The following is a 15,037-nucleotide window of genomic DNA, read 5'->3' on the forward strand; positions in this document are numbered from 1 at the left end:
ACGTTCTCGTGCGATGTGCGGAGAGTCAGCCCTGGAACAGGGTCTGCCATTCCTGCGAGTATTGCTCGACCTTCTCCGGCGTCAGTTCGTCGATATCAGGAGATGCGATGTCCTGAGCTCGCGCGACCGCACCCTCGATATCGGGAAGAACGGCTGCATATCCGCCGTTCAATGCCTGCTGGCCCTCGGTCGTCACCATGAAGTTCGCGAGCACCTGTGCTGCATTGGGGTGCTGCGAGGCACTGAGAACCTCTGAGTACCAGGGTGTTCCCCACGGACTGTCGGGCAGAGCCCAGTCGACCGGCGCGCCTGCTGCAACCTCGGTGACGAGGGGCTGCACCATCGGACTGACCGTTACTTCACCGGACGTGAGAGCTTGCGCCACTGCGAGCGCACTGGGGTACACCCGAGGCGAGAGTTCGGCGATCTGGTTCCAGTAGTCCGCCCCGAAGTTCTTGGCGTAGTACTTGTACAGATCCACGTACGACGCGAATCCGGTGGGGTTGACGATGCCGATCTTTCCCTGGAACTTCGGGTCGATCAGGTCTTCGGGCGCGCTGACCCCGTCCGGGACCGCCGCAGTGTTCCAGCCCAGTCCGAATACCGCAGCACTGGTCAAGAAGAATCGGTCGTTCATCACGCTCGTCGCCGGATCGAACGCTGCCGCATCGAGATCGGGGCCGACGAGTTCGGTCGAGAACTTGCCGGATTCGGCGGCATTCTGAATCCACGATGCGTCGGTCGTCATGTGCACGTCGGCGATACCGGTTCCCGTCCGATTCTCGGTCTCGACCCTGGGGTTGATTTCGGAGTCGGTGCCGCGCACGTACTCCATCGAGATCTCCGGATACTTTGCCTCGAAAGCCGCCGTCAGCGCATCGAGGTTGGCCGGCTTCTGGCTCGAGTAGAGCATGACGCTGCCCTCCTCCTTCGCGGCAGCGATCACCGCGTCCCAATCGCCTTCGACCGGAGCGGATGCGGAGGAAGACGATCCCCCGCATGCAGTGAGGCCCACGAGCGCAGCCGTCGCCGCCATGGCCACCATCGTTGTCCTGAACTTGTTCATGCCTGCGTTCCTTTCGGGCACGTCGATAACTTCCCGCGGACTCGGCGAGTCGTCGTGAGACGTGGAGTCGTTGGACATCCGATCGCAGACTCGACCCAGGTGCTCGAGGTGGCTGCAACGTTCCATCAAACTGAACTGATGTCAGTTTGAAAGATAGCCGTCGGTGCGTGTGATGTCAATCACCAGGTGGGGGCGGGGGTGACGTGAGTACTTCGCGCTGCCGTCGAATGTCCGAACCATGGTGCATGATCGCCGGACATCGGATGCTTCTGTCGAAAGGACAATGTCGTGCCAGCTGAATCGGGGGCAGTACCCGGCGTTACCGTGGTCGTCGCCCACAAGACTCTGCCGAATCGACGCGACTCCGTTCGAGCTCTGTGGGAAAAGCGCCTGGCGCCGACCGTGCTCGACAATCCCGGCCATCTCGCCTATTACTACGGCCTCGATTCCGACGATCCCGATGGCATCACCGCGTTCCAGCACTATCGAAGCGCCGAGGACGCGCTCGAGTTTCTCCGACATCCCGCTTATCTGGCCTACGAACGCGAAGTGGCTCCACTACTGGCTGCCGCACCTGAGGTACGCAGACTCGTTCCGACGTGGATCAAAAAGGAGACGTAGGGGCGATCCTCGCCGAACAGCTACCGTATCGGCCGTGGCGGCATGCGAATCGTCACGCGGAGCCGCATACTGGCTCGCGAGATGAGATTCCCCTCTGTCGCCTTCGCCGTGTTCGTTCTTCTCGCGTCCTACGCACTGTCGGTCACACCGGCCTCGGCCGCGCCCGGCAGCGCAGATTTCTACACTGCTCCCGTCGCCGACCTCGAGGCCTTCACGCCCGGGTCCATCCTGCGACGGCAACCTGTGCCACAGCTCGACGTGCTGGGCTCGCACACCGAGCGCATCCTGTATCGCTCGGCCGATCCCCGTGATCGTGCGGTGGCGGTGTCGGGCCTTCTGATCACGCCAGCCCGCGCGTGGACCGGGCCCGGGCCACGGCCCGTGATCGCTTATGGGCCGGGCAGTTACGGCATTGCCGACCGATGCTCGGGTTCGTCCGAGTTGGGACTGACCACCACGGTTCCGGCATTGCTGCCTTTGCTGGCCCAGGGCTATCAGGTGGTCACGACGGACTACCAAGGGCTCGGAACCCCCGGCGAGTACGAGTTCCTGGGTCGGGTCGCCACCGCCCGTGCTCTGTTGGACTCGGCCCGGGCGGCTGTAGGAGAGACCGACGCGCCCGTCGTGCTCTACGGATACTCGGCGGGGGGAGTTGCGTCGGCCGCCGCCGCTGAGCTCGTCTCCACGTACGCGCCCGACCTGTCAGTGGTGGGTACCTTCGTCGGTGCCGCACCGACCGATCCCTTGCTGCGCGTCGAAGGCCAGGATGGAACCGAGTGGGCCGCAACAATGCTGTACACGATCGACGGTCTGATCGGAGCGCACCCCGACCGCGCCGGCGAAATACGTGCCCTCTTCAACGAACGCGGACTGGCGGCTCTGGATGCGGCGCTGAATTTCTGCAACACCGATGCGCTCGCGTACGGATCACTGCGGTCCGAGGATTTGACTGCCGACGGCGCATCGCTGGGCTCACTCATGAGGGGCCCAGTGCTGGGGCCGCTGACATCGGCGAACACCATCGGTTTCACCTCGCCCGACTTGCCTGTGATGATCGTGCAGGGAATCAACGACCGTTCCGTCGACATCGAGCAGAGCCGGCTCCTGGCGCAGCGCTGGCGCGCCGCTGGTCTCACGGATATCGCAGTTCGGGAGTTCGACTTCGCAACTCGGCTCGTTCCGGAATTCGACCATCCAGCGGCAAACGCCGTTGCTTACCCCGAGGTGATCGGGTGGATCGAGCGACGCGTCGCGGTGGCGTAACTCGGCCTTCCGTCGCGAAGTGCGTGACGTAGATCACTCGTCATCGGTGTGTGCTTACTCGTTTCCGATTCGACTTATTCGGCGCAGTCCCAGGTACACGGCGTACCGACAACACCGGCTGCTTCGAGAAAGGGACCGAATCGACATGACTGTCATCACACGCGAGGCCACGGTATGAGCGGCCGCAGGAGTCTCTCCAGCCGACTCTTCGAGGGTCTGGGCCGCATCACCTGGGGCTACGGCAAGCGAAAGCTGGACGAACGGCGCGCACGCAAACGCGGACGGCGCTAGGCGCGGACGACGATAGGCGCGGACGACGAGCGAGGGCTGCGGTGCGACAGCGCAATTCTCGCGAACGTATGCCTCGACACCCGATCGGTACGGTGCAGGCATGGACGGATTCGAGATCGGCGACGGAGTCACGCCGCGTAGTGGACCCATGACTGGTGTCTACGGAACCGTGGTCTGGTTCTACGAGGAGAAGAAGCAGCTCCTGGTGCGCTTCGGAGCAAGTCAGCAGATGTACTTCGCGGGGGAAGAATTGAAACGCTGGGGAGAGTAGGCGTGGACTACTCGTCTCGCGCGGAATAATTGAAGTTTCACCTACGCTGACGAATACGTCCATCACCGATCGAAAGGTCCCATCGTGCATCTGGGCGTCGACAGTTTCGTTTCTTCCGTGACCGACCCGACTGACGGCCGGGTGATCGCTCCAGAGGAGCGGATGAGCCATCTGCTCGAGGAAATCGCACTCGCCGATCAAGTCGGTCTCTACTCTTTCGGCATCGGCGAACATCATCGCAGTGAGTACTACGACTCGGCACCGTCGATCATCCTCGCGGCCGCGGCTGCTCGAACCGAGAACATTCGGCTCGGTAGCGCGGTCAAGGTGCTCAGTGCCGACGATCCGGTGCGGGTGTTCCAGGAGTTCGCCACCCTCGACCTCATCTCGAAGGGCCGGATCGATCTGGTGGTGGGCCGCGGATCCTTCACCGAGTCGTTCCCTCTGTTCGGCCTCGATCTCGCCGATTACGACTCGCTTTTTGCCGAGAAATTGGACCTTCTGTTGCAGATCCGCGACAACGAGGAGGTGACGTGGTCCGGACGTCACCGTCCGGCGCTCGACCGGCAGGGAATCTATCCGCGTCCACTGCAAGATCCGTTGCCTATTTGGGTGGGTGTGGGCGGAACACCCGAATCCTTCGCTCGTGCAGGGCTTCTGGGGCTTCCGCTGATGATTGCCATCATCGGGGGAGAGCCGCGCCAATTCGCGCCGCTCGTCGACCTGTACCGGCGAGCCGGAGCCCAGGCAGGCCACCCGCCGGAGAAGTTGAAGGTGGGTCTGCACGTGTTCGGCTTCGTCGCCGAGACCACGCAGGCTGCAGCGGACACGATCTACCCCGGCTGGAACGAGATGTTCACCAAGATCTCCCGGGAGCGCGGATTCGCACGCCCGAGCAGGCAGCAGTTCGACGCCACTTCCGGCCCGAACGGCGCGTTCTTCATGGGCGATCCACAGACGGTGGCGGACAAGATTCTGCGAGTGGGTGAGCAACTGGGCGGTGTGGATCGACTGTCGCTGCAGATGACGAATCCACGTCTGGCGCACAGCGATCTGCTTCGCGGCATCGAATTGCTCGGTACCGAGGTTGCGCCTTTGGCGACCGGAAAATAGGTCTCAGCTCAGTTCGAGGCCCATTCCATTTCGTCGACGCCGGCAACCGGGGTCAACAGTGAACGAATCTCGCCGGCGTACATCGTTCGCTTGATCTCGCCCAGCACGTCTCCTCGCGTCCCGGCCAATTCGGCGGCGCGGGCGACGGCGGCGTCCATCAGCGAATCCGCGGCCGATACGCCATCGACCAGTCCGAGCGTCATCGCGTCGCCTCCGCCGTAGCGGCGTCCGGTGGTGAGCGCCTCGTGGAAGCTGTGCGGTGAAAGCCGCGCTCGCACCATATCGACGGTCCCCGGACTGTAAGTCGCGCCGATGTTGACACCGGGGAAGCAGAGAAAGCCTCGATCCGACCGCATGATCCGGTAGTCGTGTGCCATTACGAAGAACGCGGCACCACCGAATGTGTGTCCCTGCATGGCCGCGACCGTCTGCATCGGAAGCGTCAGGAAGCGCACCAACATCTCCTGCACGGTGCCGATGAACCGGTTGATCTGGTCGAGGTTCTCGGCACCCCACGACAGGTCTACTCCGGTGGAGAAGTACTTGCCCGTCGCCGTCGTGACGAGCGCAGCAGGACCTGAACTGGCCTGGACCTCGTCGAGCAGGGTGTTGATCTCGGCCACCCAATCAGGACTGATGCGGTTCTCGGTGTCATCGACGCCGCGACGTCCGAGGTTGAGAACGAAGACATCGGCAACGCGTTCGAGGTATGGCATTTCCCGAACCTACCCACATTTCATTGTTCTCACTCACAACGCCAAAGGTTCGACGGTCGTTACGAGGACGCGGTAGCCAACTCTCGACGAATCAGTTCGCGGTGACCGTACGTGGCACCGAGAATATCTTCGCGATCTGCCACGGAGGAGCCGACTGCGCCTGCCACCGTGCCCAGCGAGGCGGCGAGCCATGCGAGGGAGAAGTAGTCGCCCAGGGTTGCGTCACGACCTATCTGCGCAGTCAGGAAGTCCGGTGAGATGACCACTGCCGCCGAGAACAGTACGACTGCGAACAGCAACGCGTACATGCAGAGCGCACCGGTCAGAACCGTTCCCAGGGTGGCTGCGTTGTACATCCAGCGATCGATCGTCGAGCTTCGGAACGATCGTTTCTCCCACAACCCGTTGGGGAAGATGACCCATACCGTCATGGCGATCACCGCTGTGACCCCGATCATCGCCAGCCGTCCGAGACTCATCGACGCTGCCATCTGCCAGATGCTCGCGTAGAACACACCGAAGGCGGACGCTGCGCTCGCGGCTGCAAGTGCGCTCGACAACGTGGGAACCAATCGCCACGGACGATTACACCGAATCATCCCCGATACCAACCTGATTCGGCCGAACATGCTCGACGTCAGGAGTACTTCGGCACCCTCTCCGGAATCACTCGGAGCCCAGCGAGACCGCGAGTACCTCCGTGGTTGCCGAGAGGGTGCGTCGGCCCCGATCAACTCGTGCAACACCGCCAGTGCGGCCGAGACGGCGCGGCACCGGACCGCCAGTGTCCCTAAAGAAGGCACGTACAGCGCGCCTGTCGTACCGTCGCGAATCTCGGCGATCACCGGGCGCGACCCCAGACGGCGAGGAACCTCCGACACGCACAACACGATGTCGTAGTTGTCGGTGGCTTGCACCGATGCAAGCCACTGACCGAGTGGGGCGGCACCGGTCGCGGTGGGTGGGAGCGGAACCGATGCTCCGGACACCCGTAGTTCCCGCCGGTGCCCGTCGATCATGGCGTGATCGGGCAGCTTCTCGATAATGGCGGACGCGACGGTCGACGCGAAGCCGTCATCACTGACCACGCCGACCGAGAGGGGAGCGTCGTCTGCGTCGGTGGTGCGTGTGTTGACGGTGGTGTCCGGGCCCGCTGGGGCCGATCGATCGAAATGCATCCCGATCGCTTACCCGATGACGCTCGACGCACACCATCCCCGCGTATGTCGGAACGAGGTTTGTCGTCGTGCAGACCGGGTAGCGCTCCTTGGATGTAGTCCAGCGAGAGGAAGTGTCCGGTGCCGGCGAAGAACAACGAAACCGACGACCAGCCGCAACTGAAGGATCAGGGCCTGTACGAGAAGCTTCGCGAAGAAGGAAACTCGAAAGAGAAGGCTGCTCGTATCTCCAACGCGGCTGCGAAGGAGGGCCGAGACAAGGTCGGCGCGAAAGGTGGAAAGTCCGGCTCCTACGAGGATTGGACCGTGGACGAATTGACCGACCGAGCCAGAGAATTGGGCGTCGAGGGGTACTCGAAATTGAAGAAGCAGGAGCTTATCGACGCCCTGCGCAACCACTGACTCACTGGGGGCGCAACGTCGAGTAGTACTCCCGTTGTGACGGGTAGTAGTCGTCGAAGGTCGGCAGCGGGTCGCCGTGTCCGGCCGCGACGAACATGTCCAGGTAGTACTCCCAGCCGGGCCCGATGTCGCCCACACCGTCCGTGGTTTCGCAGCTGTGTACGAGAACGAGGACCGTCGAACCATCGTTGTCCTCGAGGCTGACGTCGAGTGGCCACTGCATCTCGCCGATCGTCCGTACGGCCAGCCGGCGCGGCGGTTCGCACGCTTCGACAGACATGTCCGATGCAGGCGCACCTTCCTCGAAACTCATGGTGACCCTGATGGTGTCGTCCGAAAGCCGTTCCCAGGGCCCGAACCACAGCGCAGTGCGGGACGATTCCGTGAGCCGTGCCCACACATCCTCGCGAGGTGCAGCGATCGTTCTGCTCAATTCGAGGGCGAAGCCGGAGTCGGTGGATCTCAACGTTCCCGTAGGTGTCGGTGCCATCGAGTGATTATGCGACTCAGGCACCACTGCCGTCGAGCACCATCATCATTGCCGTTGCACGGGCACGGTGCTCGATGGAATCGACCGAATAGCCGACGGCCTCCGACATCTTGGCCAGTCGATGCGCGACGCTGCTGTGGTGTAGGTGCATCCGGTCGGCTGTTGCGCGCAGACTGCCCGACCCCAGATAGGTGCGGAGGGTACTGATGAGCTCGATGCCGTGAGTGGTCGCGCGTAGTTCGACTACGCGTACCACGTCGGGTATGTCGCTGGCTGTCAGGGCATTTCCCGTCTCCAGCAAATTCAGTGCGCCGAATCGGTCGGCAATCATCACGGGCTCGCACTCGCTCGCTTGCGCCAGTGCGAACCGAGCATTTCCGAGATGTCGGTGGATGTTCGATGCAGGCATGGGCAGCGAGACGCCCACGCAGCGGGAACTCACCCACGGACCCGGTGCCTCACCTGGCAGGAGATACAGCACATGGTCCTCGACCGTGATCGGCGTCGATCGTCCGGCCGTCGGCACGTTGGTTGTCGGCGGTGAGTCGGCAGCAGCAACGGCAACTCGGACACGTGCTGTCGGCTCGATGTGCAACGCGGTCAGCGAGCTGAGCAGTGCGATGTCGTCCATCGGAAACAGCACTGCTCGGGTGTGTTCGGCGGCGGAGGGAATGTGTCGGGGTACCAGAATGATTGCTGCGGTCAGGGCCATCCTATCGACGAGCATCTCATCCAGTGCGAGCGCGGGACCTGCGCGCTCGATCCACACCGAGCCCATGACGACGTCGTCGACGACGACGTCCTTGGTGGCCGACCGCTCACCCGAAGCCCGAGTGAGCCAGCGGCCCTTGGGGTCGCAGCGCGCATAGTGTCTGTGTCCACCGGATGTGCCGACGACGTCGATTCCGACAACACAGTCGGCCAGAGCAGCGCTGGCGCGCAGCATCGCCGACGTGTCCGCGCCGTGTCTGATCAGGGCATCGAAATAGTCGATCACGCGCACCAGACCCGCGGAGTCGGCGTCGAGCTCCGCGAGCCGGTACATCAGTCCTTGCATGAACAGACGCTACGAGGCGGGTACACGAAGGCGCAAGCCCCTGCGCAGGACGTCCAACGTCTCCGCATGCCCGCGCTTGCTGACCTCTGCGGATGTCATCAGCGATGAGCCGTGAAATGTGCCGGGAAAGGAATGCAATTCGACGCTCACACCCGCTTGCAGCAACCGCATCGCGTAGTCGATTCCCTCGTCGCGGAGCGGATCGAGCTCCATCGTCGAGACGTACGTCGGAGGTAGGCCCGTCAGATCGGTGGCGCGAGCCGGTGCGGCGTAGATCGAGACGTTCGGGTCGTCCGGTCCGTTGTACGACTCGCCCAGGTAGTGCTGCCACGACAGAATTGCGTTGGGGCGGTTCCACATCGGTGTATCGACGAACTCGGTCATCGACACGGTGGTGAGGCGGTCGTCGAGTTCGGGAATGTCGAGTAGCTGGAACGCGACTGGAACAACGCCCTCGTCGCGAGCGCGGAGAACCGTTCCTGCCGCCAGGCCTCCACCTGCGCTCTGTCCTCCCACGGCAATTTGCGTCGGGTCCACGCCCAATTCGTCCGCGTGCGAGTGGACGTACGTGAGAGCCGCGTAGCAGTCGTCGACCGGCCCGGGAAACGGGGTCTCGGGGGCGAGCCGGTACTCGACGCTCGCTACTGCCACTCCGAGGCCCCGAACGACGTCCACACAGAACGGATCACTGGAAGCGGCCGTCCCGCAGACAAATCCGCCGCCGTGGATCCACATCAGCACAGGCAACGGTACTTCGGAGTGCTCTGGCGTGAAGAGCCGTACCCCGACGTCCGGGGCACCGTCGGAACCGGGAACCGCGAGCTCGCGCAACGAGACGCCGTCCATCGAGAGATCTGCGAGCGCGGACCCGACGAGTGCCTCGTACGTCGATCGCGTGGATGGGAGATCACCGAAATCGACGTTCGGCAACATCGTCACTGCTGCGGCGAACTCGGGGTCGAGAGTGGGGAAGTTGGTCATGAAGCAATCATCACCACGGGTGTGGCCCGTGTCACTTGTCGCGTGGAGGAATTCGAGTCCACCCCGTCCGACGGGTGTCGGACCCAGCGACGATCAACTCGGGTCGTAAAGCTTCTCGATCAACTCGAGGGTCCACATGGCGGTGAGGGGACCGCCGTCGTTGGTGAACTTGTCGGTCCTGACGATGCGGTCGCTACGCACAGCCGGCAATCCGGTCCAGAGTGGGTTGGCGTTCATCGCCTGCAGATCCTCCTCCGACGTGATTGCGGCGATCATCGCCACGGCGTCGGATGCGGCGGTGACGTTCTCCGGTCCGTATTCGATCTCCGGGGTGGCGGCGGACCAAGCGGAGCCGAAACGCGCTCCCACATCCTCGAGCGCGATGGATGTCACCCGGTCGCGTCCTATCGAGATCCCGCCTTGCTCCGATGTGCTGACAGGCAGGACGACGGTATCGGCGATCGCGTCGGCGTACTGCGTCGTGAGTTCGTCTACGCGAGTGGCGTATTCGTCGACGATCGTTCGGGCTTCGTCCTGTAGGCCGAGCGCCTCGCCGATCGTTGTCACGTCCTGCTGCCAGCTGACGCCGGTGCCGGTGGAGCCGACCGGCAATACCGGGGCGATCGCACTCAACTGGTCGTAGATCTCCTCGACCACTTCGTCGCGGCCGATGATCAGATCTGGCTCGACGCGTGCGACGGCTTCGAGGTCGACCGTGTTTCGCGGGTAGAGCTCGGGCACTCCGTCTGCCAGAAGCATCCTGGTGGGCTCGGTCAGGGGACCTGGAATTTCAGGCGGAGCCTCGGTCTCCACCGGTATCCCGACGATGGGCAGGTCGAAGGCCAAGGCGATATCGAGGTCGCGTCGGCCGTCGATCACGACCACCGACTCGATCCGTTCCGGCACGTCGACGGTGCCGAACTGCGTGGTGACCGAACGAGCTGCCGAGTCTGTTGTCGCCGGCTCGGTGCCTGCACCGCACGACGCGACCAGAGATGCAACAAGGACCGTGCCGAGAACAACGGACAAGTGGTGGAATGTCTTCACAACTTAAGTAAACCAAACCTAAGTACTTTGCGAAGAATTGGTCACACGTCGTACTCGACTCGCACCGAAATGGGATCGGTCTGCAACGCACGGAAGCCTGCTCCGATGACGCGTCCGAGTACCCGGTTGTTCGAGAAAGATCGCGCACGTAGGGCCACGTCGTCGTCGGGTACGAACGTTGCTATGCCGGTGCGCCATCGGCGGCCCACGCGAATTCGGATCCTCGGCTCGTCGGTGATGTTGGCTCCCCAGCCGGATCTGGTTCCGTGTTGGGAGATCAACCACGCACCGGTGTCGTCGAAAGACGCCGACACCGGTACGCGCCGGGCGAGCCCGGACTTGCGGCCGACGGTCTCGATGTCGGTCACCAGCGAGGTGGTCACACCGATGGATGTCAAGCCGTTCACGATGGGATTCGCGACGTATTTGCCGATCAAGCGTTCGCGTCGAAACTTCGCAGTAGTGGAACTGCTGGTGGCATTGCCGGTGCTGCGACGGTTCCGAAACGCGTCCCAGCCGTTGCGCTGCACCATCGTTGCTGCGGTTCTCCATGCCGGTCGGCTCGAATTCGGTTGCCGGCCGGCGCCCATGAGTTGGAGCTGGTCGGTGTGCCACTGCAGGTCCAGAGCTCCGTTGATCTGCTTGAACGCGTTCGCCTTCGATGGGAGGCGTAGAGCTACCCGCGGTGACTCCACGCGATCCAACGTGCCGGCGACCAGAGCACCGGCGACATCGGGCGTCAGCGCCGTAGGGCGGCCGAGACCCACCATGTCGCACGCTCCGGACTGGACCGCCGAGTTCATCACCGAACGGGTGCGGAAGCCTCCGGTCACGGCCAAGGGAACCGTTCCCGCGGCGTCACGCACCGTTCGCGCATATTCCAGGAAATAGGCTTCGCGCGCTCGAGTGCTCGCGGTGCCCATCATCGCGGGTGATTCGTAACTGCCACCGCTGATTTCGATCAGGTCGATCGATTCCTGGACCAGATGCTCCACGGTGATTCGCGATTCTTCTTCGCTGAACCCGCCGCGCTGGAAGTCTGCCGAATTCAGTTTGATTCCTACGGCGAAGCTGGGGGACACCGTGGCTCTGATGGCACGGACCACTTCGAGAACGAATCGCATTCGTCCGTCGAGGTTGCCGCCCCAGGCGTCGTCGCGGGTATTGGACAGTGGCGACAGGAACTGAGACACCAGATAACCGTGTGCGCCGTGTATCTGGACGCCGTCGAAGCCGGCCGACTCGGCCACGGCAGCTGCGGTGGCGAATCGGTCGATGATGTTGCGGATCTCGGTCTCGTTCAACGCCCGCGGTGTCGGGATACCCGGGATGTTAGGAGCAATAGCGGACGGTGCGACGGGCTTGGTGCGGGTGACGATCGGATTGGCCTGTCGACCTGGGTGATTGAGCTGCATCCACATGGGTGCGCCGCCGTCGGACGTCGCTTTTGCCCACCGCGACAGTGCATCGCGATCGAGGTCGTCTTCGATGACGACGTTGCCCGGTTCTCCGAGATGTGATCGGTCGACCATGACATTGCCGGTCACCACCAGTCCGTAGCCGCCCGCGCCCCACTGGCGATACAGCGTCTCGAGGCGGGAGTCGGGTGCATGCTCGGACGTCGCCAATCCCTCGCTGAGAGCCGACTTCATCACGCGATTCGGCAGGATCTGCCCGCAGGCGAGTGTGAGAGGGCTGCTCAGGTCGATAACGTCGGTGTCAGGGGACATGGCGTTGCTCCGATTCCGATGGACAGCGTTGCGGTCTATGCTCCCTAGCATAGTTTAAGTGACCCTAGATGTAACTCTGTGTTACGTCAATGACGGTCCGGAAGGGTTCGGATGGCTGATCGAAGTAGTGCGCGAGCCGACATGTTGCGCAGCGCTGCGCATTTGTTCCGTCAGCGCGGGGTGGAAGCCACCTCGCTGGCGGACGTCATCGATCACGCGGGAGCGCCGCGTGGCTCGATCTATCACCATTTTCCCGGTGGGAAGACTCAACTGGTGGAGGAGGCGACGCGAACTGCGGGCACCGTCATGAGCTCGATGATCTCGGCCGGCCTGGCATCGGCCGGTCCGTCGGCGACGGTCCGGGCCATTATCGACGGATTCCGCAGCGAGCTGCTGGCAACGGATTTTGTTGCAGGGTGCCCGGTCGCACCTGCTGCGCTCGAGGGGCTGCATGCGCCGGGTGCGGTGGCCGCGGCCGGTGAGTCTTTCTCGTCCTGGGAGGACGTGATCGCGGCATCCCTGTGGCAGCGCGGTCTGGTCCGTGAGCGGTCCTACACACTGGCGACTTTCGCCATCGCCGCTATCGAAGGCGCGCAGATCCTGGCCAAGGCGCAGCGATCCACCACCGCCTTGGATCGTACCGAAAAAGAGCTGTTGGCCCTGCTCGAGGCCGTACTGGACGCGTCGAACCATCCTCGTCCGTGAGTCGGCCGCATCCAATACTGTTGCTATAACGTCCAGTTGCAGTTACTTTTCCCTTCAAGAACTATGCCGATCGTCATAGTCGAAGGGATTCTCATGTCGTTGCCTACCACTTCCCACCACCGGGCAGATGTCCCGCCGCGGAGTCGGCGATACCTGGCGCTGCTCGTCATCTGTATCGCCGAGTTGCTCGTCGTTCTGGACAACACCGTCGTGAACGTTGCACTGCCCTCCATGGGGCTGCAGCTACGAGCCGATATGAGCGGACTTCAGTGGGTGGTCGACGCCTACACGTTGACGTTCGCGGGTTTGCTGCTCGCGTTCGGCCACCTCGGTGATCGCTACGGCCGCAAGAAGGTCATGATTCTCGGGCTGGCGGGGATCGCGATCATGTCGATCGGCGGAGCTGTTGCCGCCGATCTGGGGCAGGTCGTCGTGGCCCGAGCCGCAATGGGAGTGTGTGCGGCCGCTGTGTTTCCGGCAACCCTCGCGCTGATCATCAATATCTTCACCGACGCCAAGGAGCGGGCTCTGGCTATCGCCGCCTGGACCGCCATGGCGGGTTTCGCGATCGCGATCGGCCCCACGGCGGGCGGCTTTCTGCTCGAACACTTCTCGTGGCATTCGGTGTTCTGGATCAATGTGCCTGTGGCGCTTCTGGTTCTGATCGCTGCAGTGTGGTGCGTACCGGAATCGAGAGCCGAGCATGTCGGCAAGTACGACCCGCTGGGTATCGCGCTGTCGTTGGCCGGAATCACGGTGTTGGTGTGGGCGATCATCGAAGCGCCGCACAACGGCTGGTTGTCTGCGACGAGCGTCGTTGCCTATGTCGCCGGTCTGGTCGCCCTTGCCGGGTTCGTCTGGTGGGAGCTTCGGACACCATCGCCGGTGCTCGACCTGAGTTTGTTTCGGAACAGGCGGTTCTCATTGCCTGCCTTGGCAATTGCCGTCGCCTACTTCAGTATGTTCGGCTTTTTGTTCATGATCACCCAGTATTTCCAAGGTGTGATGGAGCTGACGCCGCTGCAGTTCGGCATCCACTCGCTGCCCTTCGCGGTGTCCATCGCGATCGGCGCGCCCTTGGCCACGGTGATCGCCCAGCGGATCGGAACCACGGCCGTGATCGTCTTCGGCTTGGTGGTGATGAGCGTCGGTATGTTCATCGCCGGTCAGGTGAAGGTCGAAACGCCCTACCTGGGACCGGTCGTGGTGTCGATGATCCTGATGGGCCTCGGTCTGGCGATCGTGCAGGGGCCGGCCACCGAATCGATCATGTCCTCGGTGAAGCTCGACGAGGCCGGTGCCGGATCGGCCGTGAACGACACCACCCGAGAGGTCGGCGGAACGCTCGGTGTGGCCGTGCTCGGCTCCATCGTTGCTTCGATCTACACAACTCAGGTGGGGCCGAGAATCGACGCGATTCCCGACGCCATCATGGAGCCCTATCAAAAAGCATTCGCTCGCGAGACGGTTGTCAGCGTCATCGAGATCGTGAAAGCGCCCACCAACCCGATCTTCGCGACGCAGAAGGCCGACCTGATCTACGCAATGAAGGCGGCTTCATTGGAAGGCTTCCAACTCGCGTCGTTCGTCACCGTCGGGGCGGCCATGGCCTGCGCGCTCGCTGTTGCGCTGTTCCTGCCGTGGCGGCGACCCGAGGGTGGCGGTGTGCTGCTGGCCTGGCGTGAAAACCAGGACGCCGACGTGATTTCTCGGCCGGGATAGAGGGTGCCGGAGGCTCGAGACTCAGCCTCGGGTCGGGTAAGCACCGATAGTGTGAGCACCCAGTGCGTCGAGCACTCTGCGCGCCGGGCGCGTCGGAGCGAAGACCTCGAGGCGGCCATGCGAGCGTTCGGCAGCATCGACGATCACGCTCGCAGCTCCCGAGTACATGAATTCGACCGATGACAGATCAAGCAAGACAACGCATTCGGCCTCGAGGGCGCGGTCGAGGGCCGCCACAAGATCTGCTCGTGCACTCATGTCCAACTCGCCGGCGGCGCGAACGACAGTCAGGTCGGGAGTGTAGGACTCTGTCCCGATCGTGTAGCGCTGACCGGTTCGAGCGGGGGTGAAACGAACGTCGGTGAAATCGGAAACAGTCACGAT

The 15,037-nt window shown here is 63.1% G+C and carries 16 protein-coding genes; 7 read left to right on the forward strand and 9 right to left on the reverse strand.

What is annotated here, in order from left to right:
- Window positions 1-25: 25 nt before the first annotated feature.
- The gene (locus ASG84_RS25830; RefSeq protein WP_057479941.1) at window positions 26-1,066 is read right to left on the reverse strand and encodes an ABC transporter substrate-binding protein; all 1,041 of its coding nucleotides are present in this window, start codon (window positions 1,064-1,066) and stop codon (window positions 26-28) included.
- A 288-nt stretch (window positions 1,067-1,354) separates the two neighbouring features.
- Here ASG84_RS25830 and ASG84_RS25835 point away from each other — a divergent pair, with 288 nt between their 5' ends.
- The 4 genes from ASG84_RS25835 (at window position 1,355) to ASG84_RS25845 (ending at window position 4,625) form a co-directional block, all read left to right on the forward strand.
- Window positions 1,355-1,687 carry a putative quinol monooxygenase gene (locus tag ASG84_RS25835; protein WP_200936713.1) on the forward strand — a complete coding sequence of 111 codons (333 nt, stop codon included), beginning with the start codon at window positions 1,355-1,357 and terminating at the stop codon, window positions 1,685-1,687.
- An 81-nt stretch (window positions 1,688-1,768) separates the two neighbouring features.
- Window positions 1,769-2,950, forward strand: coding sequence for an alpha/beta fold hydrolase (locus ASG84_RS25840; protein WP_162248375.1), 1,182 nt, complete (start codon window positions 1,769-1,771; stop codon window positions 2,948-2,950).
- Between the two features lie 391 nt (window positions 2,951-3,341).
- On the forward strand, window positions 3,342-3,512 hold the full coding sequence (locus tag ASG84_RS27710; protein WP_156399720.1) for a hypothetical protein: 171 nt from the start codon (window positions 3,342-3,344) through the stop codon (window positions 3,510-3,512).
- Window positions 3,513-3,596: 84 nt separating this feature from the next.
- Entirely contained in the window at window positions 3,597-4,625 is a 1,029-nt protein-coding gene (locus ASG84_RS25845) for an LLM class flavin-dependent oxidoreductase (protein ID WP_057479814.1), read from the forward strand.
- An 8-nt stretch (window positions 4,626-4,633) separates the two neighbouring features.
- On the opposite strand, the gene ASG84_RS25850 is transcribed toward ASG84_RS25845, so the two are convergent.
- A complete protein-coding gene (locus ASG84_RS25850) occupies window positions 4,634-5,341 on the reverse strand; it encodes an enoyl-CoA hydratase/isomerase family protein (RefSeq protein ID WP_057479815.1) in 708 nt (235 codons plus the stop codon).
- A 59-nt stretch (window positions 5,342-5,400) separates the two neighbouring features.
- Entirely contained in the window at window positions 5,401-6,519 is a 1,119-nt protein-coding gene (locus ASG84_RS25855; RefSeq protein WP_057479816.1) for a hypothetical protein, read from the reverse strand.
- A gap of 120 nt (window positions 6,520-6,639) precedes the next feature.
- On the opposite strand from ASG84_RS25855, the gene ASG84_RS25860 reads away from it, so the two are divergent.
- On the forward strand, window positions 6,640-6,921 hold the full coding sequence (locus ASG84_RS25860; RefSeq protein ID WP_057479817.1) for a DUF7218 family protein: 282 nt from the start codon (window positions 6,640-6,642) through the stop codon (window positions 6,919-6,921).
- 1 nt (window position 6,922) lies between these two features.
- Here ASG84_RS25860 and ASG84_RS25865 read toward each other — a convergent pair whose 3' ends face one another.
- The 5 genes from ASG84_RS25865 to ASG84_RS25885 form a co-directional block, all read right to left on the reverse strand.
- Entirely contained in the window at window positions 6,923-7,411 is a 489-nt protein-coding gene (locus ASG84_RS25865) for an SRPBCC domain-containing protein (protein WP_057479818.1), read from the reverse strand.
- 16 nt (window positions 7,412-7,427) lie between these two features.
- Window positions 7,428-8,468, reverse strand: a complete 1,041-nt coding sequence (locus ASG84_RS25870) for a helix-turn-helix domain-containing protein (protein WP_235581856.1) — start codon at window positions 8,466-8,468, stop codon at window positions 7,428-7,430.
- A gap of 9 nt (window positions 8,469-8,477) precedes the next feature.
- A complete protein-coding gene (locus tag ASG84_RS25875) occupies window positions 8,478-9,449 on the reverse strand; it encodes an alpha/beta hydrolase (protein ID WP_057479819.1) in 972 nt (323 codons plus the stop codon).
- Between the two features lie 93 nt (window positions 9,450-9,542).
- Window positions 9,543-10,496, reverse strand: coding sequence for an ABC transporter substrate-binding protein (locus tag ASG84_RS25880; protein ID WP_057479820.1), 954 nt, complete (start codon window positions 10,494-10,496; stop codon window positions 9,543-9,545).
- Between the two features lie 41 nt (window positions 10,497-10,537).
- Complete coding sequence (locus ASG84_RS25885; protein ID WP_057479821.1) at window positions 10,538-12,226, reverse strand: nitroreductase family deazaflavin-dependent oxidoreductase; 1,689 nt, start codon at window positions 12,224-12,226, stop codon at window positions 10,538-10,540.
- 111 nt (window positions 12,227-12,337) lie between these two features.
- Between ASG84_RS25885 and ASG84_RS25890 the strand changes: the two genes are divergently transcribed.
- Entirely contained in the window at window positions 12,338-12,931 is a 594-nt protein-coding gene (locus tag ASG84_RS25890; protein WP_235581857.1) for a TetR/AcrR family transcriptional regulator, read from the forward strand.
- Window positions 12,932-13,024: 93 nt separating this feature from the next.
- Window positions 13,025-14,653 carry an MFS transporter gene (locus tag ASG84_RS25895; protein WP_057479943.1) on the forward strand — a complete coding sequence of 543 codons (1,629 nt, stop codon included), beginning with the start codon at window positions 13,025-13,027 and terminating at the stop codon, window positions 14,651-14,653.
- A 21-nt stretch (window positions 14,654-14,674) separates the two neighbouring features.
- Here the strand turns inward: ASG84_RS25895 and ASG84_RS25900 are convergent, their stop codons facing one another.
- On the reverse strand, window positions 14,675-15,034 hold the full coding sequence (locus tag ASG84_RS25900) for an STAS domain-containing protein (RefSeq protein ID WP_057479823.1): 360 nt from the start codon (window positions 15,032-15,034) through the stop codon (window positions 14,675-14,677).
- Window positions 15,035-15,037 lie beyond the last annotated feature (3 nt).

It is taken from the genome of Rhodococcus sp. Leaf278 (assembly GCF_001426085.1).
Taxonomy (GTDB): domain Bacteria; phylum Actinomycetota; class Actinomycetes; order Mycobacteriales; family Mycobacteriaceae; genus Rhodococcoides.